The following is a 23,238-nucleotide window of genomic DNA, read 5'->3' as shown; positions in this document are numbered from 1 at the left end:
GCGGTTTTGGGTTCTGGCGTGCGGAGGGTGGCAAGTATGCCTTGGGGCGGGCTAATGGTGAAATCTGGTGCGGGATTTGTGGACAACGACAACCCCCTGTAGGAGCGAGCCTGCTCGCGATGGTCGTTAACGATAACGCGGGAAGTCTGGCTCCCCACGGCGTTCTCGGGTTCATCGCGAGCAGGCTCGCTCCTACAGTTGGTGAGGGGGTTACTCGAAGTGTTCGGGGTTCACCGGGTCGCCGGACTTCATATTCAGCTGCTCCCGGATGTCTTCGAACATCAAATCGTAATGCTTGTGGATCGAGCCGATCTGGCTGTGTGTTTTCGGAATTCCGTACTTCTCGGCAATTCTCGTCACATCCCTGGCGAAGTTGTAGGCCTCCTCCTTGGGCAGGAAGAAGGTCTCTGACATGTCCTTGCCCTGAATGCTGCCATGCATGGTGAACTGGATGCCTTTTTCACCTTTGTCATTCTTGCTGACTGCATAGTCGAGCTTCACGTTGTAGCTGACATCATCCGGTGTCAGCGCATGACGCTCGATGTGCAAGTGACCTGGCTCAAACTGTGCCATGGACTTCTCTCCTTACAAGTAAGTAATGCCAGGTGTCGCCGTGCTGATGCGCGTGCCAGCCTTGCCCTGGACGATCGCCTCGATGTCCGCCAGAGAGCCGATCACCGCGACCTTTCCAGTATGGCGCGCGAATTCGCAGGCTGCCTGCACCTTCGGTCCCATGGAGCCGGCGGCGAAGCCGAGTTTTTCCATTTCGTCGGGGTGCGCCTGGGCAATGCTTTTCTGGGTCGGTTTGCCGAAGTCGATAAAGGCGGCATTGACGTCGGTGGCGATCACCAGCAGGTCCGCTTCCAGCTGTTCGGCCAGCAGCGCCGAGCACAGGTCTTTGTCGATGACCGCTTCGACGCCTTCCAGTTTGCCGGGCGAGGTGTACATGGTCGGGATGCCGCCACCACCGGCGCAGATCACGATGCTGCTTTTTTCCAGCAGCCATTTGATCGGGCGGATTTCGAAGATGCGCTTGGGTTTGGGGCTGGCGACCACGCGGCGGTATTTGTCGCCATCGGGGGCAATGGCCCAGCCTTTTTCGGCCGCGAGTTTTTCCGCCTCGGCCTTGGTGTACACCGGGCCGATGGGTTTGGTGGGGTTCTTGAAGGCCGGGTCGTTGGCATCGACTTCGACCTGGGTCAGCAAGGTGGCGAAAGGCACCTCGAAGTCCAGCAGGTTGCCCAGTTCCTGTTCGATGATGTAGCCGATCATGCCTTCGGTTTCGGCGCCGAGGACGTCCAGCGGGTACGGCGACACCGAGGTGTACGCCGCCGCTTGCAGCGATAGCAGGCCGACTTGCGGGCCATTGCCGTGGGCGATGACCAGTTGGTTGCCGGGATGGATCTTGGCGATCTGCTCGGTGGCGATCCGGATATTGGCGCGCTGGTTGTCCGCGGTCATGGGTTCACCCCGGCGGAGCAGGGCGTTACCGCCCAGAGCAACGACGATACGCATGGTGCATGTCCTTCTAAACAGAGTAGTCACAAGCAACCCGGTCTTTTGTAGGAGTGAGCCTGCTCGCGATTGCAGTGCAACAGACGACAAAAATGTCGACTGAAATGGCGCTATCGCGAGCAGGCTCACTCCTACATCGACCGGTGCGGGTCTTAGAGATCAGCCAGCGTCGACACCAGAATCGCCTTGATCGTGTGCATGCGATTCTCCGCTTGCTCGAAGGCGATGCAGGCCGGCGACTCGAACACGTCATCGGTCACTTCGATGCCGTTCTTCAGGTGCGGGTACTGTTCGGCAATCTGTTTGCCGACCTTGGTGTCGCTGTTGTGGAAGGCCGGCAGGCAGTGCATGAACTTGGTGCGTGGGTTGCCGCTGGCTTTCATCAGTTCGGCATTCACCTGGTACGGCAGCAGTTGCTGGATACGTTCGGCCCAGGCTTCTACCGGCTCGCCCATGGAAACCCAGACGTCGGTGTGGATGAAGTCCACGCCCTTGACCGCCGCTTTCGGGTCTTCGGTGAGGGTGATGCGTGCACCGCTTTCTTCACCGTATTTTTTGCAGCGGGCCACCAGGTCATCCGCCGGCCACAGCGCTTTCGGCGCGCAGATGCGCACATCCATGCCCAGCTTGGCGCCGATCAGTAGCAAGGAGTTGCCCATGTTGTTACGCGCATCCCCAAGGTACGCGTAGCTGATCTCGTGGATCGGTTTGTCGGCGTGTTCACGCATGGTCAGCACGTCGGCGATCATTTGCGTCGGGTGATATTCATCGGTCAGGCCGTTGAACACCGGCACGCCGGCAAACTTGGCCAGCTCCTCGACGATTTCCTGTTTGAAGCCACGGTACTCGATGGCGTCGTACATGCGCCCGAGCACGCGGGCGGTGTCCTTCATGCTTTCCTTGTGGCCGATCTGCGAGGAGTTCGGGTCGATGTAAGTGACGTTGGCACCCTGGTCATAGGCGGCGACTTCGAACGCACAGCGGGTGCGGGTCGAGGTTTTTTCGAAGATCAGCGCGATGTTGTTGCCCTTGAGGTGTTGCTGTTCGGTGCCGGTATATTTGGCCCGTTTCAGGTCGCGGGACAGGTCGAGCAGGTAGCGCAATTCGCGAGGGGTGTGGTGTTCCAGGCTCAGCAGATTGCGGTTATGGATATTGAACGCCATTTTGGATCTCCTAAGGTGTCGGTTATCCCGTTGGCCCGCGCTCGGTCGGCGCGGGCCAAGGCTGTAAGGTTAGTAGTCGATCGGGTCGCGGATGATCGGGCAGGTCATGCAGTGGCCGCCGCCGCGACCGCGTCCGAGTTCGCCGGCGCTGATGGTGATGACTTCCACACCGGCCTTGCGCAGCAGCGTGTTGGTGTAGGTGTTGCGGTCGTAGCCGATGACCACGCCGGGCTCCACGGCGACCACGTTGTTGCCGTCGTCCCATTGCTCGCGTTCGGCGGCGAAGCTGTTGCCGCCGGTCTGTACCACGCGCAGGGCCTTGAGGTTCAGGGCGGCGGCCACGGTATCGAGGAAGTTGGTTTTCTCCCGACGGATGTCAATGCCACCCGGTTTGCTCTCGTCCGGGGTCAGGGTGAAGGCGACGATCTGGTTCACCACTTCCGGGAAAATCGTCACCAGGTCGCGGTCGCAGAAACTGAACACGGTGTCCAGGTGCATCGCCGCTCGGGACTTGGGCAGGCCGGCAACGACCACTTTCTCCACGGCCTTGTTCTTGAACAGGTTGATCGCCAGTTGGCCGATGGCCTGGCGTGACGAGCGTTCGCCCATGCCGATCAGGACCACGCCGTTGCCAATCGGCATCACGTCGCCACCTTCGAGGGTCGAAGCGCCGTGATCCTTGTCCGGGTCGCCGTACCAGATCTGGAAGTCGGCGCCGGTGAATTGCGGGTGGAATTTGTAGATGGCAGTGGTCAGCAGGGTTTCCTGCCGCCGTGCTGGCCAGTACATGGGGTTGAGGGTCACACCGCCGTAGATCCAGCAGGTGGTATCGCGGGTGAACTGCGTGTTGGGCAGGGGCGGCAACAGGAAACTGGAGCTGCCGAGGAAGTCGCGGAACATCTGGATGGCCTTGCCACCGAACGCGTCCGGCAGGTCATCACCTGAGACGCCGCCAATCAGGAACTCGGCGATCTGGCGAGGCTCGAGGCTGCGCAGCCAGGAGTCCACTTCCTTGATCAGGCCTACCCCGACGGTATCGGGCGTGATCTTGCGCGTAAGAATCCAGTCGAGTGCTTCGGGGATGGCGACGATGTCGGTCAGCAGGTTATGCATCTCCAGCACGTCGATCCCGCGTTCACGCATCTTGGTGACGAAATCGAAATGGTCGCGCTTGGCCTGGGCCACCCACAGCACATCATCGAACAGCAGTTCGTCGCAGTTGTTCGGGGTCAGCCGCTGATGGGCAAGTCCTGGGGAGCAAACCATCACCTTGCGCAGTTTGCCGGCTTCGGAATGGACGCCGTACTTAACTTTTTCCGTGGTCATTTCAGTGAACCTCCAGATGGCAAAACAGTCGTGTTACAGGGTCAGGAAGCCGTCATAGAGACCGTAGGCCGCCACCAGGGCGCCGACGACCACCAGGGCGAAAATCAGCTTCTCGACGTTGGTGAAAACCGGTTTCTTCAGTTCCAGCTTGGCCTTGGCGAACAGGATCGCGCCGGGGGCATAGAGCAGGGCCGAGAGCAGCAGGTATTTGATGCCGCCGGCGTACAGCAGCCAGACCGCGTAGATCAGCGCCACGGCGCCAATCAGCAGATCCTTCTGGCGTTCGCCCGCCGCGCCTTCGTAGGTTTCGCCACGCACGGCCAGCAGCAAGGCGTACGCCGCCGACCACAGGTACGGCACCAGGATCATCGAGGTGGCGAGGTAGATCAGCGACAGGTAGGTGCTGGCCGAAAACAGCGTGATGACCAGGAATATCTGCACCATGGCATTGGTCAGCCACAGCGCGTTGACCGGTACCTGGTTGGCGTTTTCCTTGCGCAGGAACGCCGGCATGGTGTGGTCCTTGGCGGCGGCGAACATGATCTCCGCGCACAGCAGCACCCAGGACAGAAGGGCTCCGAGCAGCGAGATGATCAGGCCGACGCTGATCAGCACCGCCCCCCACTGGCCCACCACGTGTTCGAGCACGGCGGCCATCGACGGGTTCTGCAACTTGGCCAGTTCCGGTTGGGTCAGGATGCCCAGCGACAGCACGTTCACCAGCACCAGAATGAGCAGCACGGTGATGAAACCGATCACCGTGGCTTTACCCACGTCACTGCGTTTTTCCGCACGGGCCGAGAAAATGCTCGCGCCTTCGATGCCGATGAACACCCACACGGTGACCAGCATCATGTTGCGCACCTGGTTCATCACGCTGCCCAGGTCCGGGTTTTTCATGCCCCAGATGTCGGCGGTGAAGATCTCCAGCTTGAAGGCGAAAATCGCGATCAGTACGAACAGTATCAGCGGTACGATCTTGGCGACCGTGGTCACCAGGTTGATGAACGCCGCTTCCTTGATCCCACGCAACACCAGCAAGTGCACGGCCCACAGCAACACGGACGCGCCGATCACGGCGGCCACGGTATTGCCCTCGCCAAACACCGGGAAGAAGTAGCCCAAGGTGCTGAACAACAGCACGAAGTAGCCGACGTTGCCCAGCCAGGCACTGATCCAGTAGCCCCAGGCCGAAGAGAAACCCATGTAGTCGCCGAAGCCGGCCTTGGCGTAGGCGTACACCCCGCCGTCCAGGTCAGGCTTGCGGTTGGCCAGGGTCTGGAACACAAAGGCGAGGGTGAGCATACCGACAGCGGTGATCGCCCAGCCAATCAGAATGGCGCCGACGTCCGCACTGGCCGCCATGTTCTGCGGCAGGGAAAAGATGCCGCCACCAATCATCGAACCGACGACTAGGGCAACCAGCGCGCCGAGTTTCAGTTTTCCGGGAGCTTCAGACATTGCATGACTCCATTGCAGGAGAAGAGAGGCAACAGACTAAGTCCGCCAGCCATTCAGTCGACTGACTTAGATCAGTGCGGGTCTACATTCCATTGTTAATAACTGAAAGAGTTGCTCGTACAAAGCTACTGCCTGTAATGCTTGTCCCAGAGGCTTCGTTGAATTTTTGTTGAATCTTTTTCGCATTCCTTGCGACTTATGAAGCTAGTCCTTTTTTGCCAATCCGCAAATTTTGTGGATGGCTTTTAAGAACAGAATTTGCCTATCAAAAAACATATATAAAGCGAAAAAATATATCGACGCCTATTCGGTCATATCTCGCCGTTAAAGGGATGTTTGTTGGCGTTATCCAATAAACGTCATTACGCTTCATCCATTTAGTTACCACAGATTTAGTGACGTTCTCGTGGCGACTGCCGCCCTTGGAAACTGGAGACGCCGCCATGTCGCAATCGACGCAAAAGCTTCGCCTGAGCGCACTGATCGCCCTGGTGGTGGGGTCGATGATTGGCGGCGGGATCTTTTCCCTGCCGCAGAACATGGCGGCCAAGGCCGATGCAGGGGCGATCCTGATTGGCTGGTCCATCACCGCTGTCGGCATGCTGACCCTGGCCTTCGTGTTCCAGACCCTGGCCAACCGCAAGCCGGAACTGGACTCGGGGGTGTACGCCTACGCCAAGGCCGGCTTCGGCGACTACATGGGATTCTCGTCGGCCTGGGGCTACTGGATCAGCGCGTGGCTGGGCAACGTCGGTTACTTCGTGCTGCTGTTCAGCACCCTGGGATTTTTCTTTCCGGTGTTCGGCGAAGGCAACACCCCGATCGCCATCGCCTGTGCCTCGGTGCTGCTGTGGACGGTGCATTTCGTGGTGATGCGCGGGATCAAGGAGGCCGCGTTCATCAACCTGCTGACCACGGTCGCCAAGATCGTGCCGCTGATCATGTTCATCGTGATCGCCGCCGTGGCTTTTAAAGCGGACATTTTTACCCGCGACATCTGGGGGCACAGCAACCCGAGCTTCGGCAGCGTGATGGACCAGGTGCGCAACATGATGCTGGTCACGGTGTTCGTGTTCATCGGCATCGAGGGCGCCAGTGTCTATTCGGCACGGGCAGAGAAACGGTCGGATGTGGGCCGGGCCACGGTCATCGGCTTTCTCGGCGTGCTGGCCCTGCTGGTGTTGGTCAACGTGCTGTCGTTGGGGATCCTCAGCCAACCGGAACTGGCCACCTTGCAGAACCCGTCGCTGGCATCGGTGCTGGAGCACATCGTCGGCCCGTGGGGCGCGTTGCTGATCAGTATCGGCCTGGGGATTTCACTGTTGGGTGCCTTGCTGTCCTGGGCACTGCTGTGTGCCGAAATCCTGTTCGCCACGGCCAGGGACAAGACCATGCCGGCGTTCCTGACCAAGGAAAACGCCAACCATGTGCCGGTCAATGCGCTGTGGATGACCAACGTGATGATTCAGCTGTTTTTGCTGATCACGCTGTTTTCCGCCGGCACCTACACCAGCCTGATCTACCTCGCTTCATCGATGATCCTCGTGCCTTACCTGTGGTCGGCAGCTTATGCAGTGTTGTTGAGCGGACGCGGTGAAACCTATGAGCACGCCTCCGCCGAACGCACCAAGGACCTGCTGATCGGCGGCATCGCCCTGAGCTATGCGGTGTGGTTGCTGTATGCCGGTGGCGTGAAGTACCTGCTGCTCTCGGCGCTGCTCTATGCCCCAGGCGTGATCCTGTTCGCCAAGGCCAGGCATGAACAGGGCAAGCCGGTGTTCACCACCATCGAGAAGGGCATATTTACCTGCGTCATCAGCGCTGCCGGGTTGGCGGCGTACGCCCTGTACAGCGGACTGCTCAGCCTGTGAGGTTGCTGCTGGCGTTCCAGCCGCCCTACGACTGGCCCGCGATGCTGGGGTTCCTGTCGGCACGGGCGATCGCCGGAATCGAAGAAGTGGCCGATGACGTTTACTCGCGCAGCATCGGCTTGAACGGGGTTCATGGCACGCTGTCGATCACGCCGGCGACGGCGGACTCACTGGAATTGACCCTGGACTTTCCAGATATCAACGCAGTGCCAGAGATCGTCGCCAGGCTGCGGCGGATGTTTGATCTGGATGCCGACCTGATCAGCATTCATCAGCACCTGTCTGTTGATCCTCTGCTGGCACCGCTGATCGCAAAGCGCCCAGGGCTGCGCGTGCCGGGGACGTGGGACGGTCTGGAACTGGCGATCCGCGCAGTACTGGGGCAACAGATTACCGTGGGCGCGGCGATCAAACTGGCGGGGAAACTGGTGGCGCAATACGGCACGCCCTTGACCCCGGCGCGCGGAGGCTTGACCCATGTGTTTCCCGAGGCCGCGGTGTTGGCGGCGGCGGACCTTGCGACGTTGGGAATGCCAAAAAGCCGAGGCCGTACGCTGTCGGGCGTGGCCCAGGCGGTGCTCGATGATCCCCTGTTGTTTGAACCCGGTCGTCAGGGCGGCGTGGCGCGGTTGCTGGCGTTGTATGGCATTGGTGACTGGACCGCGCAATACATTGCCCTGCGGCAGATGCGTGAAATGGATGGGTTGCCGAATGGGGATGTGGGGTTGATCAACGCGTTGGCGGCATTGGAGGGTGGGCCGGTGACGGCTCGGCAGTTGTTGGAGAGGGCTGAGGGGTGGCGGCCGTATCGGGGGTATGCGGCGCAGTTGTTGTGGACCTCACTGAGTCGTGCGGATTGAGCAAGCTCTAAACCGAAAGCCATTCCCCGGCCCAAATACCAAAAAGCCCCGAAAACTTAAGGCCAATCCCAAATCCCAGCCACCCCACAAAACCCCTGTGGGAGCCAGCCTGCTGGCGATAGCGCCAGCCCGTCCAACACAAATGCTGAATCAGCCACCATGACCTGCCGCCGAGGAGATGATGGGGCGAATGATGTTTCGTTCTAAATGTCCCTTTTTTGAGTTTTTTACGAACCAAGCACGAATGGATATTTTCTCTATCTCCATTTTTGTCGCCTTTTTCTGCATGGCTTGTGGGACATTTCCTGATTTTCTCGGCCATCTTGAGTTTCCTCTCTGTCCACGTACTTTGCGTTAAGCCACTCATCCCGAGTCGGCTTATCGATCGTTAACAGTGGCGCGCTTTCCATGACTGGGGCGCCCGTAGAGAGGGAGATCAGCAATGGCACAAGGACATTTCATTCGCCTGGGTGACAAGACCACTTGCGGTGGCCAGGTTTTGGAGGCCGACACACGCGTCATGATGTTTGGCATCGCCCATGCCCGTGAAGGCGACCGGGTTTCCTGCGGCAAAAACGACGAAACCTATACCATCGTGGGAGGCGTCTCCTACATCAACAGTCATGGCAGGATCGTGGCGGGCTCGCTGGACAGCTTCAGCACTTGCCCGTGCAGAGCCAGGTTGATCCCTTCGGTGTTTACCGCCACGTATGAGTCGCGTAGCAGTGCTGCGCCCCAGACCACAAGGGCTGCGCCCCAACCGACCACGCCTCTCGCCGACAATCCGGCACCACGCTCAGCCGGTGTCGCGTCTGCGTCGAGCACTCCCAAGCCAGTGCCGTTGGGCAGTGCAGCAGCCCCAGAACCAGGCTTCTACATCGTGCCCAAAAGCACCACCCGCGAACAGCTCGAAGCTTCTTTATTCACCCTGCGTGACCCGGCGGTGATGGGTAAATTCAAGCTGCTCAATCCCAACCTGCGCGACATCAAGGCCGGCTCGATGATCGTGCTGAGCGACCCCAACAACTACCAGTGCACCCGTGAAGAAGCCCTGCTCATGGACGTAGCGGCCAGGACCAACCAGATCATTGAAACGCTTAGCCCTGAAGAAGCGGATTTCATGGTGCAACACCGTGATGTCATCCAGGCCTTCCTGACCTATGGCTCGAACGCTATTGGCGTTGGCGCGAGTATCTTCAAGAACAACCTGGATAATGTAGGCAATGCCTTGAGGGATATTGAAGCGTTGCAACAGAATACGCTGCAAAGAGATGGGCACCTGCGCTCGCCAGCCTTCTTTGCAGAGCGCCAGCGTCTGCTCGCACAACTGAACAGCCATATGACGGCACTGACCCGCAAGGGCATTGGATTCCCTGACCATATCAACTTGAAAAAAATGTTGGGTATTTCCAGCCAAAGCCTGGTCCACCACTGGACCAATGCCAGTCCTGGGGGGCAAATACCGGGTCATGCCACCCATCTTGAAGGTGTGGCGAAGGCTTCTAAATACGTTCAATACGGCGGTTGGCTGGGTACTGCCGTTGGCGGAGGAGCATCTGCCATGAAGGTGCAGGATGTGTGTATGGCGGGAAATACCGAAGCTTGCGAGCGTGTTAGATTCACCGAGGCGGGCAGCTTTGCTGGCGGAATCATGGGAGGTGCCGCCGCAGGCATAGCGTTGTCAGTTAAGACCACTGGCAGGCTTTGCATTGCATTCGGGGCAAACAATGGCGGTTTGGGGACCGCGGTATGCACCGCAGTGGCGGTAGCAACAGGGGCCGTGGTGGGGGGAGCAGTAGGCAGCGGGTTTGGCGAGTGGATCGGTGACGTTATCTACGAGGCGACGAGATGAGTAAGACGGAGATGATCTTCGGTTCTCTCGGTGGCGTAATCCTCCTACTGATTTTCGTGTGGCTCGTAGTAGCACTTCATATGGCCTACACCAAGATGGATGTACTCTTTCAGCACCTGAAAAACAGCCCGGCAATTACTGTTCTCGCATTCTGGAAACACGCAGGGCCATGGGGGCGGTTGAGGATGATCGGCAACATTGCCCATTATGTCGCGTCACCACGTGAAGGTATCGAAAACGGCACCATCAGTTCTGAAGACATAGAGAATCTTCCAGCGCCAATCAAGAGTAAGCTGGTTTTTTTGCGGCGCAGCGTAGTATTACTTTCAGTGTCATTAGTCTTGCTGTGGTGTATTGCGAAAATTTTTGGCATTAGGTAACAACACCCAGAAAGCCTGGCTTCTCAAACCGAATCCTGTATCTCTGCACTGCAGTCTTCTAGTACTACTCGCCAGTAGGAAAATACTTGGCTTGATTGGGATGTCAGCAGTTGTCAGAGACTGGTTCATCGTCGGACGTAAGCCGGCACGTCGGGCAGATGCCGGGATACGCCACTCATCTGGAGGGTGTGGCCAGGGCTTCCAAATACCTCAAGTACGGTGGCTGGGTCGGCACGGCCATTGGTGGAGGGGCGTCCGCCATGAAGGTTCAGGATGTATGTACGGCTGGAATACTGAGGCTTGCGAGCGGGTTAAATTCACTGAGGCAGGGAGTTTTGCGGGAGAAATTGGGGGCGGTGCATTGGCTGGCGGGATAACTGCTCCGTTAGTCGGAGTTCTCTGCATCGGACTCACTGTGCCTACAGCCGGCCTTGCGCCATTGGCATGCGGTATTTTGGTGGTTGGAATTGGATCATTCGCTGGGGGGGGAATTGGGCGGCACATTTGGTGAAATGGTTGGAGATAAAATTTATGAGTCTATGAAATGACTACCGCAGATATAATATTCATTAGCTTGTGCGGCGTAGTTATTACCGGTCAATTCCTGTGCATTGGGGCAGCTTTGTATCTGACTCACACCAAGAGTGACTTGATGTCGTCGCACTTCAAAAGCAGCTCTTACCTCCTGACTATCGGAATATATAGGCGCTCAAGCCTATATGGCAGGATGCAGTTAATAGGAAACATCTCTAGCATTCTTACATTTCCGAGATTTTTCCTCAAACGAGGCCTGGCCAGTGCTGAGGACATAGACAGCTTTCCGCTCCCACTTAAGCGTCAGCTTGTAATGCTGCAATGGAGTTTTATCGGACTTATCATTGCAATGATATTGCTGGTCATAATAGGGAAGTCAGAGATACTCAGCTGAAATACACAAAAAACCATGCTGAGTGACGGGGGCGGGGAAGAAAGCACCGCATGGTGGTAGCAACAAGGGCCTTGAAGGGGAGCAGTAGTGGGTGGAATTGGCGAGTGGATTGGTGACCGTATTTATGAGGCGACGAGATGAGTAAGACGGAGATGATCTTCGGTGCTCTCGGTGGCGTAATCCTCCTGCTGATCTTCGTCTGGCTCGTAATAGCACTTCATATGGCCTATACCAAGATGGATGTACTCTTTGGGCACCTGAAAAACAGCCCGGCAATTACCGTTCTCGCCTTCTGGCGACACGCAGGCCCATCGGGGCGGTTGAGGATGATCAGCAATATTGCCCATTACGTCTCGTCACCACGTAGAGGTATCGAAAACGGCACCATCAGTGCTGAGGACATTGAGAACCTTCCAATGCCAATCAAGCGCAAGCTGGTTATTTTGTGGCGGAGCCTAACATTGCTTGTGGAGGCATTATTCTTGGTGTGGTGCATTGGGAAAATTTTTGGCCTTTGGTAACAGCACCTAGAAAGTCTGGCCTCTCAAACCAAATCCTGTAGCTCTGCGCTGCTGCCTTCTAGTACTACTCGCCAGTAGGAAAATACTTGGCTTGATTGGGATGTCAGCAGTTGTCAGAGACTGGTTCATCGCCGGACGTAAGCCGGACGTAGGGCAGATGCCGGGATATGCCACTCATCTGGATGGGCTCCACGCTTGGTGAGAGGGGTGGCGAATCGCTCGGGTCTAGGTGCAGTGTGCCGGGGTGGATTGGAAAAGGGCGATACGCTCCAGGGTAACTTTCATCGCTTGAGAGGCAAGGGGGTTCTCCGGGCTGGAGAGTGCTGATCAAAATGTACTGTGTTTTTTGCACAGTTTTTTTGAGCTTGGATCACATTGATTTTTTGATCTTTGCGACTTTGTCCCGTTCAGCCTCACGGACGTTGATGACCTGAATTCGACAGGATTTTTCGGCAAGAATGCGTTTTACTTCGTCAATGATCCTTCGCAGGGGTAATGCTCATGTCCATCATCGAAAGCGACTGGAAGAAATTCAAGGAACTGCACAAGCTTGCGCTCGATCGTTTCTGCCAGGGTGTGTTGGCCGATGCCCAGACCATCACTCAACATGACGCGCTTTCGGCTCAAGCCAGGTATGGGATGCTTTATCGGCTGATGCGCGACCGGGATAAAGACATCGTCCGGACTTTCGATCCTTACAGTCGCTATAGCGCACTGATGGCTTTGAGAATGATGGTCAGGCACGACTTGCTGACCGATGCAGAACTGTCGGTCCTCAGCGAAGCGGCGCGGGAAGAGATTGCTGACGTGGTTCGCCAGCCGTATGAGATTGAATGGGCTGATGAGATCGTGCGGCAAGACTGACAACCGCTATCACCCGCCTTCTACCAGAGAACCAGGATGTTGATCTTCAATTGCACCGAAGCCGCCAGCAACTTTTTCAGTCGTGTGCACAAAGGCAAGAAAATCACCCCGGTGGGTAAACCACCATCGCCCATTATTGAGGACGACGCGCCTGATGAGTCTGCCGAACAATGGCTGGTCCACGCCATTACCGTTCAACGCAAGCACGTGCTGTTCGTCATCCATGTGCAAACCCGCTATTGCATGATTTTTGCGGAGGCGAAAAAAGCGGACATCGAAGGTTTTGTCGATCGTTTTGCCGAGCGTTGGATAAACGGCCTGATCCGCCATGCGGGCCACTACGACATCCTTCGCTGGGTCGATGACGAGCCGATGATGGAACGTTTCCAGGAGAGTTGCCGGGAGTACGTGTTTTTCAAACGCGGGCATCGCGGCGCGCAAAAACACCTCAATGAGATTTCCTGGGTATTCGAGGATTGCGCCGCCGAATGGGGTACGTTGCCCCCGGATGAATTCGCGGCTGGCCGCTTCGACAGTGAGATGAACGACACCCCAAGAAGTAGTAAAGGCCACAAGGACTATTACTACCCTGATGAGGAAATGATCGTTCACTGGTTACGTCGCTACGGTGGCCTCGATGAGTCTCGCATTCAAGCCGCCCGTGAGCGGCGCATGGAAGTGAAGAGGGAGATATGGGCGCTGGAAGACAAGCTTCGGCAAGCGATCGAGCCATTGCAATAATGCAGAAGGCGCATGAGGACGCGTAGTTAGTCTTCGGTGTAATGGGGCTGCCTGACAGACGGTGAACCCGTGAGGGCGCGCTCATCATGAGTAATGAGGTCGAGCAACTGCTGCCAATTACTCACGCTTGAGCCGCTTCACCTTCGTATAAAGTGACAAGGTGAACTCAACCTTGTCGCTCGAAAGATGGCAACGCCGATGACAGTTCGGGCAAAGCGCGACAGCGTTAGAAATGCAATCCGAACCTTTCTGCGCCAAATGTTTAACGTGATGAACCTCTAGAAACGGCAAACCATCAACTTCAAATGGCGCTTTCTGGCCGCAACCTTCACAAATCCCCTTGGCCAAATCAGCCACCCAGGCTCTGACTTTGGGGTCGCGGACATATGACGTGGTGACGGTGCTAGCTTGTTGTGGGTTCGGGTTACCGGTGGGCTCAACCTTCAGTCCCTGTTTTTGCAGCTTTGTCGCTCGAAGTAGCAATGTCTCATGGTTGGCGGTTGGAGCGTATTCCCCCACCCCTGGCACCATTTTATTGGCCAATACCTTGCGAATCCGTTCCCCGATTCCTGCGCCAATGTTCTTGGCGGGTCTGTAGCCAATAATCCGCGGTAGATCCAATTGCTCCAGCACCGCAGAGATATTTTGCATGCGGTACTCAACCGAAGAGGCGCTACGTTTGCTTAACGGGCCTTCACGCAAAAGCTGATTCTCAACTGACTTCTTAAACGTCTGGCCGCTTTGCTCCAGCCCCAACATTTTCAGATAAGCATCGACCGAAGCCTCAAGCTCCTGATCACTCCAGCCACTTTTTTCCTTTGGGGTATCCATACAATCGCCGAGGGATGAAAACCCTCGGACGATACTGAATGGCCATTACGGCTGTCTACGAATTTTCCTACAAGATATAGCGACGGATCGTGCAGGAGATCCTACAAGCGCGTCATCCAACTCATCGAATGCTTCGACAACTGAAGCATCTGCGCGACTCTCCGCCACCAAGGCTTAGCGACGGACACTCGTCGCTGTGTTTGATCGTGCAGTAGGTAAGGCATGTCTCGCAGCCGAATCCAGCCTTCATTCTGCCAATGCAGTAGGCTCAATGACATCTCCGGCCAATCCAACAAACTCAGCATCGGTAGGCCCGTATTTGCCGAAGGTTCAGCGTCGCGTAAGGCTGGTACCACTTGATGAGTCAGCCACTCACGCAATAATCGATTGCCTGGGACGTAGTGATATACCAACAACGCGTACACACCAGACTCGCTGAGCATCATCTGTTTTTCTGGTTCCCGGAAATACTCAATCCACAAAACACGGCGCTGATCCTTATCCAGCTTGCTGACCATACGATCACTCAGATGGATGCCCATTAAGCGACCGATATCTCGGGCACAGAACCAAGTTTGGTTTTCCAGGAGAAGGGCATGGAGTGGAAGGTTATGACGGGTAAAGACTGTCGGGCTGCAAGGATCAGGAGTGACTGATCGATGGCGGATTTTTGCAGGCATTTCCATTACCTCTACGTATGAAATGGGAGAGGGCCGGAACCCAACGTAGAGGATCAAAGAAATCCCAACCAGCAGCTCCTTTGACATACAAGATTGCGCATACATAGCGAGTGCCAGCATGCGTACCGTGTGAGGGAGTTGCTTCTACGTTGGGCGTTTCTTAGGCACCTGCAACAGAGCTTAAAAGCGCTTGAGACGCTCTTCAATACGGACGCAGCTGTAATTCTTGTGGGAGGTTTAGCCACTACTGAGAGGGTTAGTAAGCGTTTTCCTACTTCATAAAAAAGCCCCCGAACGGATCGGGGGCTTTTAGATTTTCGATTTGCCGATTCAAGTCGTCAAATCGTGGCTAGCTCTGGAATCAATCCCAGCTAAGCGCACCACCAGTCTGATACTCAATCACCCGAGTCTCAAAGAAGTTCTTCTCTTTCTTCAAGTCCATGATCTCGCTCATCCAAGGGAACGGGTTGGTCGTCCCTGGGTACTCTTCCTTCAGACCGATCTGCGACAGGCGACGGTTAGCGATGAACTTGAGGTAGTCCTCCATCATCGCCGCGTTCATGCCCAGCACGCCGCGAGGCATGGTGTCACGAGCGTATTCGATCTCCAGCTGAGTCCCCTGCAGAATCATCTGCGAAGCTTCTTCCTTCATTTCGGCGTCCCACAGGTGTGGGTTTTCGATTTTGATCTGGTTGATCACGTCGATGCCGAAGTTCAGGTGCATGGATTCGTCGCGCAGGATGTACTGGAACTGCTCGGCGACGCCGGTCATTTTGTTACGGCGGCCCATGGAGAGGATCTGGGTGAAGCCGCAGTAGAAGAAGATGCCTTCCAGGACGCAGTAGTAGGCGATCAGGTTGCGCAGCAGTTCTTTGTCGGTTTCGACGGTGCCGGTTTCGAACTTCGGATCGGAGATCGAGCGGGTGTATTTCAGGCCCCAGGTGGCTTTTTTCGCGACCGATGGGATCTCGTGGTACATGTTGAAGATTTCGCCTTCATCCATGGCCAGCGATTCGATGCAGTACTGGTAGGCGTGGGTGTGGATCGCCTCTTCGAACGCCTGGCGCAGGATGTACTGGCGGCATTCCGGGTTGGTGATCAGGCGGTATACGGCCAGGACCAGGTTGTTGGCAACCAGGGAGTCGGCGGTGGAGAAGAAGCCGAGGTTGCGCATCACGATGCGGCGCTCGTCGTCGGTCAGGCCTTCCGGGTTTTTCCAGAGGGCGATGTCGGCGGTCATGTTGACTTCTTGCGGCATCCAGTGGTTTGCGCAGCCGTCCAGGTACTTCTGCCAGGCCCAGTCGTACTTGAAGGGTACGAGCTGGTTGAGGTCGGCACGGCAGTTGATCATGCGCTTTTCATCAACAGCGACACGGGCAGAGGCGCCTTCGAGTTCGGCGAGGCCTTCGGCGACGTCGAGCGAATCCAGGGCAGCCTTGGCGCGGGCAACGGCGGCGGAGTCAGCGGCGGTCACGGCGCGTGCTTCGAGGGCGGCGGCACCGCCGGCGCTGTCGAGACGGTCCATGTTGGCTTCGGCGGCGTGGCCGGCGTTGGCGCTCTTGACTGCTACTTCCGTGTCTTCTTTGTCGAATTCGTCCCAGCTCAGCATGACGTGTCGTCTCCTGCGTGAGGGCCAGCGTGCCCGTGTGAAAATGGATGGGTTGGTTTTTCACACGGCGGTGCTGGCCGCGTTGGATATCGTTTTTTTGCGGTGCTACGCAGGCAAATAAACATAATTTTGTACGGGGTTCCGAGAGCCACTGATGGGCGCAATCAGCATCGAATGCTGCTGCGGGGCTTCAGACTGGCTTTTCATCCCTGTAAGGGGATATTGCAGGCCCGTTTAAGGCCGCATTATAGGGAAATTTTCAGGGTCGTGGTGGGGCGAATCCGCGCATGGAGCGGTCGAGAGGGCGGGTTTTTCGGTCGGAGCGAGGGTTTACAGGGCTTTGGCGGGTGAAGATTTTTTTTCGCAAAAATGCCGGGGTAGCGGTTTTGTTCAAAAAACAGGCAGAAAATGGCCTTTTTCACTACATCTTGTGTTTGTGGGCGTTTTTTGACCAGTCCAGACACAACTGAGCCCGACGTCAGCCGGGCTGGAATCGACCTTCAGCAGGCTGCTGAGCGGGCCGGATTCGGCGCAGTCAGATCAGCCGCTGGAGCAGCCGTTACCCATGACGCTGTAACGCAGGATATGGCGCTGGCCCTTGGAGTCGTCATATTCCATTTTCATCGGGACAACTTCACACACATTGGGGACTTCGCTCATTGAAATAACTTTGGCGATGTCCAGGTGCATCGAGTAAGTGTAATCCTCGATGGCCGGTTGTTGCTGCGCGACATCAGTCTGGGCCTCGTCTGCCATGGCGGTTGCGCACAGGCTGCTGAGGGCCAGAACCAATAAAGCTTTCATCTAGTGTTTACCTTTTTGAAGTCGAGTGGGGTCACGCAACCTTTTTGGGGTTGCGTGTGTATCTGACTACTTGGGTTTGGGTTAACTGCCTTCGTGGGGGCTGTAACTTGGTTAACTCAGTTTGCCGGGTTGGCGGAGCGAATTTTAGGCGTGGGGGTGGGATTCATATAGGCGTGGTTTTGATAAACACCTTTGACGGATTTTGTAACAATCCCGGAATACCTTTGATAATGCGTGCTGTCTGGTGCCCCGTGGTGTTCTCGGGTTTTTCGCGAGCAGGCTCGCTCCTACAGGGGAGGCCAGGTACACCCGTAACAGTCAGGTCGGCTTTAAGGCCGCCTCGCTTTAGCTGTAGATCTGGATGCCCCGTTAACCACGATGGCCGAACGCAGGCATTGCGCAGTGGGGAAACCGGCAGGACGCCGGTTTAGCCGCGCTGGGCCAGGGACGGCCCATCGCGGCGACCCACGGAGCAATGCCGGAGAGAGGGCATGCCGAGCCTAGGCGAGGCACCGAGTGGTGGGGCAAAGCCTTTTGCTTCCTTTTTGGCGTTTGAAAAAGGGAGTCGCTGTAATTGGATGGACTCGCCCGCGCCGAGGCGTCAATGCGCCACGGGGGCAGTCTAAGAAGCCACCGACAGCGAGGGCGAATCCATGAAAAAGCATACGACGGTTAAACAGTCTTTGTCTTCCAGCGATCTGTCGGCCTGCACGACAGTGGCGGTCGATTTGGCCAAGCAGGTCTTTCAGGTGGCAGGCGAAGACGCTCTTGGCCAAGTGCTTTACGAAGAACGCATCAAGTCGCGTGAAGCCTTTCATGCCTTTCTGCGCCAACTGCCGCCAAGGATAGTAGTGCTCGTGGAAACAGGTCCAGGCGCTCAAGCATGGGCGCGCCAACTACAGGCTCAGGGCAATCTGGCGCGGATTCTTCCGGCACAGCTTGTGGCCCAGCACCGCAGCGGCGCCAAAAATGATCGAAATGATGCACTGGCCATATTGCGTGCCGGGCGCGACAGCAAAATTGCCGCGGTCCCCATCAAAAGCGCCACCGCACTGGCCATGCAGGCCTTGCACCGGGCCCGCCAGGGTTATGTCCGTCGGCGCACAGCCATGAGTAACCAGATGCGCGGTTTGCTGATGGAGCATGGCGTTGTCCTGGCACAGGGTGATGCGGCGATCAACCAGACCCTGCCTCGGGTGCTGGAAGATGCCACTCAACCGTTGCCGGAGATGTTGCGTGAACTGATCGACGAGCTGCTGGGTGAGTGGCGCCAACTGGGCGAACGGGTCAACGTCCTGACCGGTCGCCTGGAGAAGGCCGCGAACGAGGACAAAACGGCCCGACGGCTGATGACCGTGCGCGGGATCGGCCCGATCATCGCCACTGCGCTTTTGGCCAAGCAGACCGACCCTGAGCGCTTCGCCAATGCACGCCAGTTCGCCGCCTACTTCGGCATGGTGCCTGAGCAGAAAAGCAGTGGGCAGAAAATTCGCCTGGGCCGGATAAGCAAACGCGGCGACAGCTATGTGCGCAGCCTGATGGTTCAAGGCGCTCACGCGGTATTGAGGCATTTGCGCGCGGATTCGGAGCTGCCCGACGATCGTCGCTTGCAACGGTGGCAGGCCCGGCTGGGGCGCAAGGAAGCGGCGATACGCTTGGCGAACCGCAACCTGCGAATCGTTTGGGTGCTGCTACAAAATGAGCAGACTTACCGCAGCCAACCGGCCCATGGCCGGCCAGCTGCGCCAAGTCACTGAACATAAGCGTTCTGCCACCGGGGCGCCACGGCGCTTCAGCCCCTGCTAGAAAACATTGACCCCAGGTCAGACCGTCGCGGATCGATGCCTGCGCTCTTACCGGCCTTCGAGGCCTGCATGTAATCGGCATACCGCGAGCTCAACCAATGTCGGCCAGAAGCCGCAGACAGGGCTTCCTCGAACAGGCCTTATACATAGATGCAACCGGGTAGCAGTGTTTGAAAAACAGGTGGCCAGTGGGGGCGAGTCCATACATAAGAGCGAAACCATAGGCGGCCGTTACCGCAACAATGGATATGCACTCCGACAATAAATCTCACATACAGCTTCCTGTGACGCTTCGCATAACCGCTGCGCACGGCTCAATTAACGCGTCGTCAGTGGAACGCAGAGCGTCCCTGGCGACATTCCCACGCAGAGCGTGGGAACGATCATCAGTAACAGGGGGAGGGTGATAGTTGGGACATTTGTTCCAGACGTGGTTTGTGGTTATCAGGACGTTTTGTATGGGCTTGTTACTACCATCGTCGAATGGTTCTATAGGCCCCGCCCGGCTAAAACAGGGTCATACAAAAACAACTATTCCACCGAGGTAAGAAAGATGAGTGCGGCTTCCCTGTATCCCGTTCGTCCCGAGGTTCTGGCCAACACCCTGACCGACGAGGCGACCTACAAGGCCATGTACCAGCAGTCAGTCGTCAACCCGGACGGCTTCTGGCGCGAGCAAGCCAAGCGCCTCGACTGGATCAAGCCTTTCACCACGGTGAAGCAGACCTCCTTCGACGATCACCATGTCGACATCAAGTGGTTCGCCGACGGTACCCTGAACGTTTCCTACAACTGCCTGGACCGGCATCTGGCCGAGCGTGGCGATCAAACCGCGATCATCTGGGAAGGCGATGACCCTTCCGAAAGCCGTCACATCACCTACCGCGAACTGCACGAACAAGTCTGCAAGTTCGCCAACGCCCTGCGTGGCCAGGACGTGCACCGCGGCGACGTGGTGACCATCTACATGCCGATGATTCCCGAAGCCGTGGTCGCCATGCTGGCCTGTACCCGCATCGGCGCGATTCATTCGGTGGTGTTCGGCGGCTTCTCGCCGGAAGCCCTGGCCGGTCGCATCATCGACTGCAAATCCAAGGTGGTGATCACCGCCGACGAAGGCATCCGTGCCGGCAAGAAGATCCCGCTCAAGGCCAACGTCGACGACGCCCTGACCAACCCGGAAACCAGCAGCATCCAGAAAGTCATCGTGTGCCAGCGCACCGGCGGCGACATCAAGTGGAACCAGCATCGCGACATCTGGTTTGAGGACCTGATGAAAGTGGCGGGCACCGTGTGCGCGCCGAAAGAGATGGGCGCTGAGGAAGCGCTGTTCATCCTCTACACCTCCGGTTCCACCGGCAAGCCCAAGGGCGTGCAGCACACCACCGGCGGTTATCTGTTGTACGCGGCCATGACCCACGAGCGCGTGTTCGACTACCGCCCGGGTGAAATCTACTGGTGCACCGCCGACGTCGGCTGGGTCACCGGCCACAGCTACATTGTCTACGGCCCGCTGGCCAACGGCGCGACCACGCTGCTGTTCGAAGGCGTGCCGAACTATCCGGACATCACCCGGGTGGCGAAGATCGTCGACAAGCACAAGGTCAACATCCTCTACACCGCGCCAACCGCGATCCGCGCGATGATGGCGGCGGGCACGGCCGCCGTGGAAGGTGCCGATGGCAGCAGCCTGCGCCTGCTGGGTTCGGTGGGTGAGCCGATCAACCCGGAAGCCTGGGACTGGTACTACAAGAACGTCGGTCAATCCCGTTGCCCGATCGTCGACACCTGGTGGCAGACCGAAACCGGCGGCAACATGATGAGCCCGTTGCCGGGTGCGCACGGCCTCAAGCCGGGTTCGGCGGCACGTCCGTTCTTCGGCGTGGTGCCGGCCCTGGTGGACAACCTGGGCAACATCATCGAAGGCGAGGCCGAGGGCAACCTGGTGATTCTCGATTCGTGGCCGGGCCAGGCGCGCACGCTGTATGGCGACCATGACCGCTTCGTCGACACCTACTTCAAGACCTTCCGCGGCATGTATTTCACCGGTGACGGCGCCCGCCGCGATGCCGATGGTTACTACTGGATCACCGGTCGGGTGGATGACGTGCTCAACGTCTCCGGGCACCGCATGGGCACCGCCGAGATCGAAAGCGCGATGGTCGCGCACCCGAAAGTCGCCGAGGCGGCGGTGGTCGGTGTGCCTCATGACATCAAGGGCCAGGGCATTTATGTCTATGTCACCCTGAACGCTGGTGAAGAGACCAGCGAGCAATTGCGCCTGGAGCTGAAGAACTGGGTGCGTAAGGAGATTGGTCCGATTGCTTCGCCGGATGTGATCCAGTGGGCGCCGGGGCTGCCGAAGACGCGTTCGGGCAAGATCATGCGGCGGATTCTGCGCAAGATTGCGACCGCTGAGTACGATGGGTTGGGGGATATTTCGACCCTGGCTGATCCGGGTGTGGTGCAGCATTTGATTGATACGCACAAGACGATGAATGTGGCGTAAGTAGCGTTTTTGAGTCGCAGAAGCCCTGCCGGGTGTGAGTCTGGTGGGGCTTTTTGTTGCCTGGGGTTAGCGGCGGCAGTTCGGGCCTCATCGCGAGCAGGCTCACTCCCACAGGGTTTTGTGTCTACCAAAGATCCCTGTAGGAGTGAGCCTGCTCGCGATGGCAATCTGTCAGGCTCTACATAAACAACAACCAATAATTATCGGCTTCCCCTGTAGGCCCTTTCCCACTGTTACCTGTCACTTTTCAAGTAACTGAATGTGTAACCGCTCGGCGCCGATACGGGGCATTGGGAAACGCAAAATGCCGGCAATGGTGCATTTGCGCTGCTCAAAAAAATAACAGCCCACGCCAAGCTTGCCGGATTAGAAGGGTTTGCCAATAATAGGCCCGCAACTTGCAATATTGATCGGTTCACTGTCTTTTGCTCTTGCATGATTTTGCAAGGCTGTCAACGTGCCCGGGCGGCTTTCTCGGTGCTTCTGTAATTAGTTGTCGCATTGAAGAAATATCGGCTTCGGGCCTGTCGTTAGAATGCCGATCACTCGCTCGTCGTTGCCTGTGTTGAATTTCAACACCCGCATCCCCGGACGCAGCAACGCTTTCCGGTTCCACTCATTCGCATATTGGGCTGTCGCTCACTCTGCCGTTTTAGCCCTTTACCGATGGAGTCCCAAGATGAAGAAACTCGTGCTGCTTGGCGCCCTGGCAATGTCCGCCGTGCTGTCCCTGCCATCCTTCGCCGATGAAAAACCTCTGAAGATCGGTATCGAAGCGGCTTACCCTCCGTTCGCTTCCAAAGCACCGGACGGCAGCATCGTTGGTTTCGACTACGACATCGGTAACGCCCTGTGCGAAGAGATGAAGGTCAAGTGCGTGTGGGTCGAGCAAGAGTTCGACGGCCTGATCCCGGCACTGAAAGTGCGCAAGATCGACGCGATCCTGTCGTCCATGTCGATCACTGAAGATCGCAAGAAGTCCGTGGACTTCACCAACAAGTACTACAACACCCCGGCTCGCCTGGTGATGAAGCAAGGCACTCAGGTCAGCGAAGGCCTGACCGAGCTCAAGGGCAAGAACATCGGCGTGCAACGTGGTTCGATCCACGAGCGTTTCGCCCGCGAAGTGCTGGCCCCGCTGGGTGCCGAGATCAAGCCTTACGGTTCGCAGAACGAAATTTATCTCGACGTGGCCGCCGGCCGCCTCGACGGCACCGTGGCAGACGCTACCCTGTTGAATGACGGCTTCCTGAAAACCGACGCCGGTAAAGGTTTCGCCTTCGTGGGGCCGGCCTTCACTGACGTCAAATACTTCGGCGACGGCGTGGGTATCGCGGTTCGCAAGGGCGACGCGCTCAAAGACAAGATCAACACCGCGATCGCTGCCATCCGCGAGAACGGCAAGTACAAGCAAATCCAGGACAAGTACTTCGATTTCGACATTTACGGCAAGTAAGTACGTCGCAACGACCAGTCCGAAATGGCGCAAGCAACAGGATCTCTGAGGTTTGCGCCATT

The 23,238-nt window shown here is 57.3% G+C and carries 20 protein-coding genes; 10 read left to right on the top strand and 10 right to left on the bottom strand.

What is annotated here, in order from left to right; translation table 11 throughout:
* Positions 1 to 210 precede the first annotated feature (210 nt).
* The 5 genes from OH720_RS25565 to arcD (OH720_RS25545) all read right to left on the bottom strand — a co-directional run bounded on the left by OH720_RS25565 (position 211) and on the right by arcD (OH720_RS25545) (position 5,465).
* Positions 211 to 573 (bottom strand): DUF5064 family protein, encoded by a 363-nt coding sequence (locus tag OH720_RS25565; protein ID WP_272603353.1) that lies wholly within the window; start codon positions 571 to 573, stop codon positions 211 to 213.
* 12 nt (positions 574 to 585) lie between these two features.
* A complete protein-coding gene (gene arcC, locus OH720_RS25560) occupies positions 586 to 1,515 on the bottom strand; it encodes a carbamate kinase (protein WP_008057964.1) in 930 nt (309 codons plus the stop codon).
* Between the two features lie 152 nt (positions 1,516 to 1,667).
* Complete coding sequence (locus tag OH720_RS25555; protein ID WP_008057963.1) at positions 1,668 to 2,678, bottom strand: ornithine carbamoyltransferase; 1,011 nt, start codon at positions 2,676 to 2,678, stop codon at positions 1,668 to 1,670.
* Between the two features lie 69 nt (positions 2,679 to 2,747).
* Positions 2,748 to 4,004, bottom strand: a complete 1,257-nt coding sequence (arcA, locus tag OH720_RS25550) for an arginine deiminase (protein WP_008057962.1) — start codon at positions 4,002 to 4,004, stop codon at positions 2,748 to 2,750.
* A 33-nt stretch (positions 4,005 to 4,037) separates the two neighbouring features.
* A complete protein-coding gene (arcD, locus tag OH720_RS25545; protein WP_272603352.1) occupies positions 4,038 to 5,465 on the bottom strand; it encodes an arginine-ornithine antiporter in 1,428 nt (475 codons plus the stop codon).
* 443 nt (positions 5,466 to 5,908) lie between these two features.
* Between arcD (OH720_RS25545) and arcD (OH720_RS25540) the strand changes: the two genes are divergently transcribed.
* On the top strand, positions 5,909 to 7,336 hold the full coding sequence (gene arcD, locus OH720_RS25540) for an arginine-ornithine antiporter (protein ID WP_272603351.1): 1,428 nt from the start codon (positions 5,909 to 5,911) through the stop codon (positions 7,334 to 7,336).
* The gene (locus OH720_RS25535; RefSeq protein WP_272603350.1) at positions 7,333 to 8,196 is read left to right on the top strand and encodes a DNA-3-methyladenine glycosylase family protein; all 864 of its coding nucleotides are present in this window, start codon (positions 7,333 to 7,335) and stop codon (positions 8,194 to 8,196) included. Before arcD (OH720_RS25540) ends, OH720_RS25535 begins: the two co-directional genes overlap by 4 nt.
* Before the next feature lie 7 nt (positions 8,197 to 8,203).
* Here the strand turns inward: OH720_RS25535 and OH720_RS25530 are convergent, their stop codons facing one another.
* Positions 8,204 to 8,518, bottom strand: a complete 315-nt coding sequence (locus tag OH720_RS25530; RefSeq protein WP_272603349.1) for a hypothetical protein — start codon at positions 8,516 to 8,518, stop codon at positions 8,204 to 8,206.
* A 120-nt stretch (positions 8,519 to 8,638) separates the two neighbouring features.
* Between OH720_RS25530 and OH720_RS25525 the strand changes: the two genes are divergently transcribed.
* From OH720_RS25525 to OH720_RS25500, 5 genes are all read left to right on the top strand, one after another.
* Positions 8,639 to 10,048, top strand: a complete 1,410-nt coding sequence (locus OH720_RS25525) for a PAAR domain-containing protein (RefSeq protein ID WP_272603348.1) — start codon at positions 8,639 to 8,641, stop codon at positions 10,046 to 10,048.
* Positions 10,045 to 10,428: a hypothetical protein gene (locus OH720_RS25520; protein ID WP_272603347.1), complete on the top strand. Its 384-nt coding sequence runs from the start codon at positions 10,045 to 10,047 to the stop codon at positions 10,426 to 10,428. The genes OH720_RS25525 and OH720_RS25520 overlap by 4 nt, the downstream gene beginning before the upstream one ends.
* A 1,065-nt stretch (positions 10,429 to 11,493) precedes the next feature.
* Positions 11,494 to 11,877: a hypothetical protein gene (locus OH720_RS25515; RefSeq protein ID WP_272603346.1), complete on the top strand. Its 384-nt coding sequence runs from the start codon at positions 11,494 to 11,496 to the stop codon at positions 11,875 to 11,877.
* A gap of 501 nt (positions 11,878 to 12,378) precedes the next feature.
* Positions 12,379 to 12,741: a hypothetical protein gene (locus OH720_RS25505; protein WP_272603345.1), complete on the top strand. Its 363-nt coding sequence runs from the start codon at positions 12,379 to 12,381 to the stop codon at positions 12,739 to 12,741.
* 36 nt (positions 12,742 to 12,777) lie between these two features.
* On the top strand, positions 12,778 to 13,482 hold the full coding sequence (locus OH720_RS25500; protein ID WP_272603344.1) for a DUF6933 domain-containing protein: 705 nt from the start codon (positions 12,778 to 12,780) through the stop codon (positions 13,480 to 13,482).
* 117 nt (positions 13,483 to 13,599) lie between these two features.
* On the opposite strand, the gene OH720_RS25495 is transcribed toward OH720_RS25500, so the two are convergent.
* The 4 genes from OH720_RS25495 to OH720_RS25480 all read right to left on the bottom strand — a co-directional run bounded on the left by OH720_RS25495 (position 13,600) and on the right by OH720_RS25480 (position 17,406).
* Positions 13,600 to 14,313, bottom strand: coding sequence for an HNH endonuclease (locus OH720_RS25495; RefSeq protein WP_272603343.1), 714 nt, complete (start codon positions 14,311 to 14,313; stop codon positions 13,600 to 13,602).
* Between the two features lie 101 nt (positions 14,314 to 14,414).
* A complete protein-coding gene (locus OH720_RS25490) occupies positions 14,415 to 14,993 on the bottom strand; it encodes a BRO-N domain-containing protein (RefSeq protein WP_272603342.1) in 579 nt (192 codons plus the stop codon).
* A 361-nt stretch (positions 14,994 to 15,354) separates the two neighbouring features.
* On the bottom strand, positions 15,355 to 16,602 hold the full coding sequence (locus OH720_RS25485) for a ribonucleotide-diphosphate reductase subunit beta (protein ID WP_008022799.1): 1,248 nt from the start codon (positions 16,600 to 16,602) through the stop codon (positions 15,355 to 15,357).
* A 540-nt stretch (positions 16,603 to 17,142) separates the two neighbouring features.
* Positions 17,143 to 17,406, bottom strand: coding sequence for a DUF2790 domain-containing protein (locus OH720_RS25480; protein WP_008058016.1), 264 nt, complete (start codon positions 17,404 to 17,406; stop codon positions 17,143 to 17,145).
* Positions 17,407 to 18,104: 698 nt separating this feature from the next.
* Between OH720_RS25480 and OH720_RS25475 the strand changes: the two genes are divergently transcribed.
* From OH720_RS25475 to OH720_RS25465, 3 genes are all read left to right on the top strand, one after another.
* Entirely contained in the window at positions 18,105 to 19,163 is a 1,059-nt protein-coding gene (locus OH720_RS25475; protein ID WP_272606438.1) for an IS110 family transposase, read from the top strand.
* A gap of 601 nt (positions 19,164 to 19,764) precedes the next feature.
* Positions 19,765 to 21,720: an acetate--CoA ligase gene (gene acs, locus OH720_RS25470; protein ID WP_008058014.1), complete on the top strand. Its 1,956-nt coding sequence runs from the start codon at positions 19,765 to 19,767 to the stop codon at positions 21,718 to 21,720.
* Positions 21,721 to 22,399: 679 nt separating this feature from the next.
* Positions 22,400 to 23,176 (top strand): ABC transporter substrate-binding protein, encoded by a 777-nt coding sequence (locus OH720_RS25465; protein WP_180204311.1) that lies wholly within the window; start codon positions 22,400 to 22,402, stop codon positions 23,174 to 23,176.
* Positions 23,177 to 23,238 lie beyond the last annotated feature (62 nt).

Origin of the sequence: Pseudomonas sp. WJP1, from assembly GCF_028471945.1 — a bacterium.
In the GTDB taxonomy this organism is placed as follows: domain Bacteria; phylum Pseudomonadota; class Gammaproteobacteria; order Pseudomonadales; family Pseudomonadaceae; genus Aquipseudomonas.
The sequence above is the reverse complement of the archived record's forward strand: the minus strand, read 5'-3'. Positions and strand labels throughout refer to the sequence as shown.

Coding starts and splice junctions, on each gene's coding strand:
- OH720_RS25565 (WP_272603353.1), bottom strand. CDS start 573: ATGGCACAGTTTGAGCCAGGTCACTTGCACATCGAGCGTCATGCGCTG.
- arcC (WP_008057964.1), bottom strand. CDS start 1,515: ATGCGTATCGTCGTTGCTCTGGGCGGTAACGCCCTGCTCCGCCGGGGT.
- OH720_RS25555 (WP_008057963.1), bottom strand. CDS start 2,678: ATGGCGTTCAATATCCATAACCGCAATCTGCTGAGCCTGGAACACCAC.
- arcA (WP_008057962.1), bottom strand. CDS start 4,004: ATGACCACGGAAAAAGTTAAGTACGGCGTCCATTCCGAAGCCGGCAAA.
- arcD (WP_272603352.1), bottom strand. CDS start 5,465: ATGTCTGAAGCTCCCGGAAAACTGAAACTCGGCGCGCTGGTTGCCCTA.
- arcD (WP_272603351.1), top strand. CDS start 5,909: ATGTCGCAATCGACGCAAAAGCTTCGCCTGAGCGCACTGATCGCCCTG.
- OH720_RS25530 (WP_272603349.1), bottom strand. CDS start 8,518: ATGGCCGAGAAAATCAGGAAATGTCCCACAAGCCATGCAGAAAAAGGC.
- OH720_RS25525 (WP_272603348.1), top strand. CDS start 8,639: ATGGCACAAGGACATTTCATTCGCCTGGGTGACAAGACCACTTGCGGT.
- OH720_RS25520 (WP_272603347.1), top strand. CDS start 10,045: ATGAGTAAGACGGAGATGATCTTCGGTTCTCTCGGTGGCGTAATCCTC.
- OH720_RS25515 (WP_272603346.1), top strand. CDS start 11,494: ATGAGTAAGACGGAGATGATCTTCGGTGCTCTCGGTGGCGTAATCCTC.
- OH720_RS25505 (WP_272603345.1), top strand. CDS start 12,379: ATGTCCATCATCGAAAGCGACTGGAAGAAATTCAAGGAACTGCACAAG.
- OH720_RS25500 (WP_272603344.1), top strand. CDS start 12,778: ATGTTGATCTTCAATTGCACCGAAGCCGCCAGCAACTTTTTCAGTCGT.
- OH720_RS25495 (WP_272603343.1), bottom strand. CDS start 14,313: ATGGATACCCCAAAGGAAAAAAGTGGCTGGAGTGATCAGGAGCTTGAG.
- OH720_RS25490 (WP_272603342.1), bottom strand. CDS start 14,993: ATGCCTGCAAAAATCCGCCATCGATCAGTCACTCCTGATCCTTGCAGC.
- OH720_RS25485 (WP_008022799.1), bottom strand. CDS start 16,602: ATGCTGAGCTGGGACGAATTCGACAAAGAAGACACGGAAGTAGCAGTC.
- OH720_RS25480 (WP_008058016.1), bottom strand. CDS start 17,406: ATGAAAGCTTTATTGGTTCTGGCCCTCAGCAGCCTGTGCGCAACCGCC.
- acs (WP_008058014.1), top strand. CDS start 19,765: ATGAGTGCGGCTTCCCTGTATCCCGTTCGTCCCGAGGTTCTGGCCAAC.
- OH720_RS25465 (WP_180204311.1), top strand. CDS start 22,400: ATGAAGAAACTCGTGCTGCTTGGCGCCCTGGCAATGTCCGCCGTGCTG.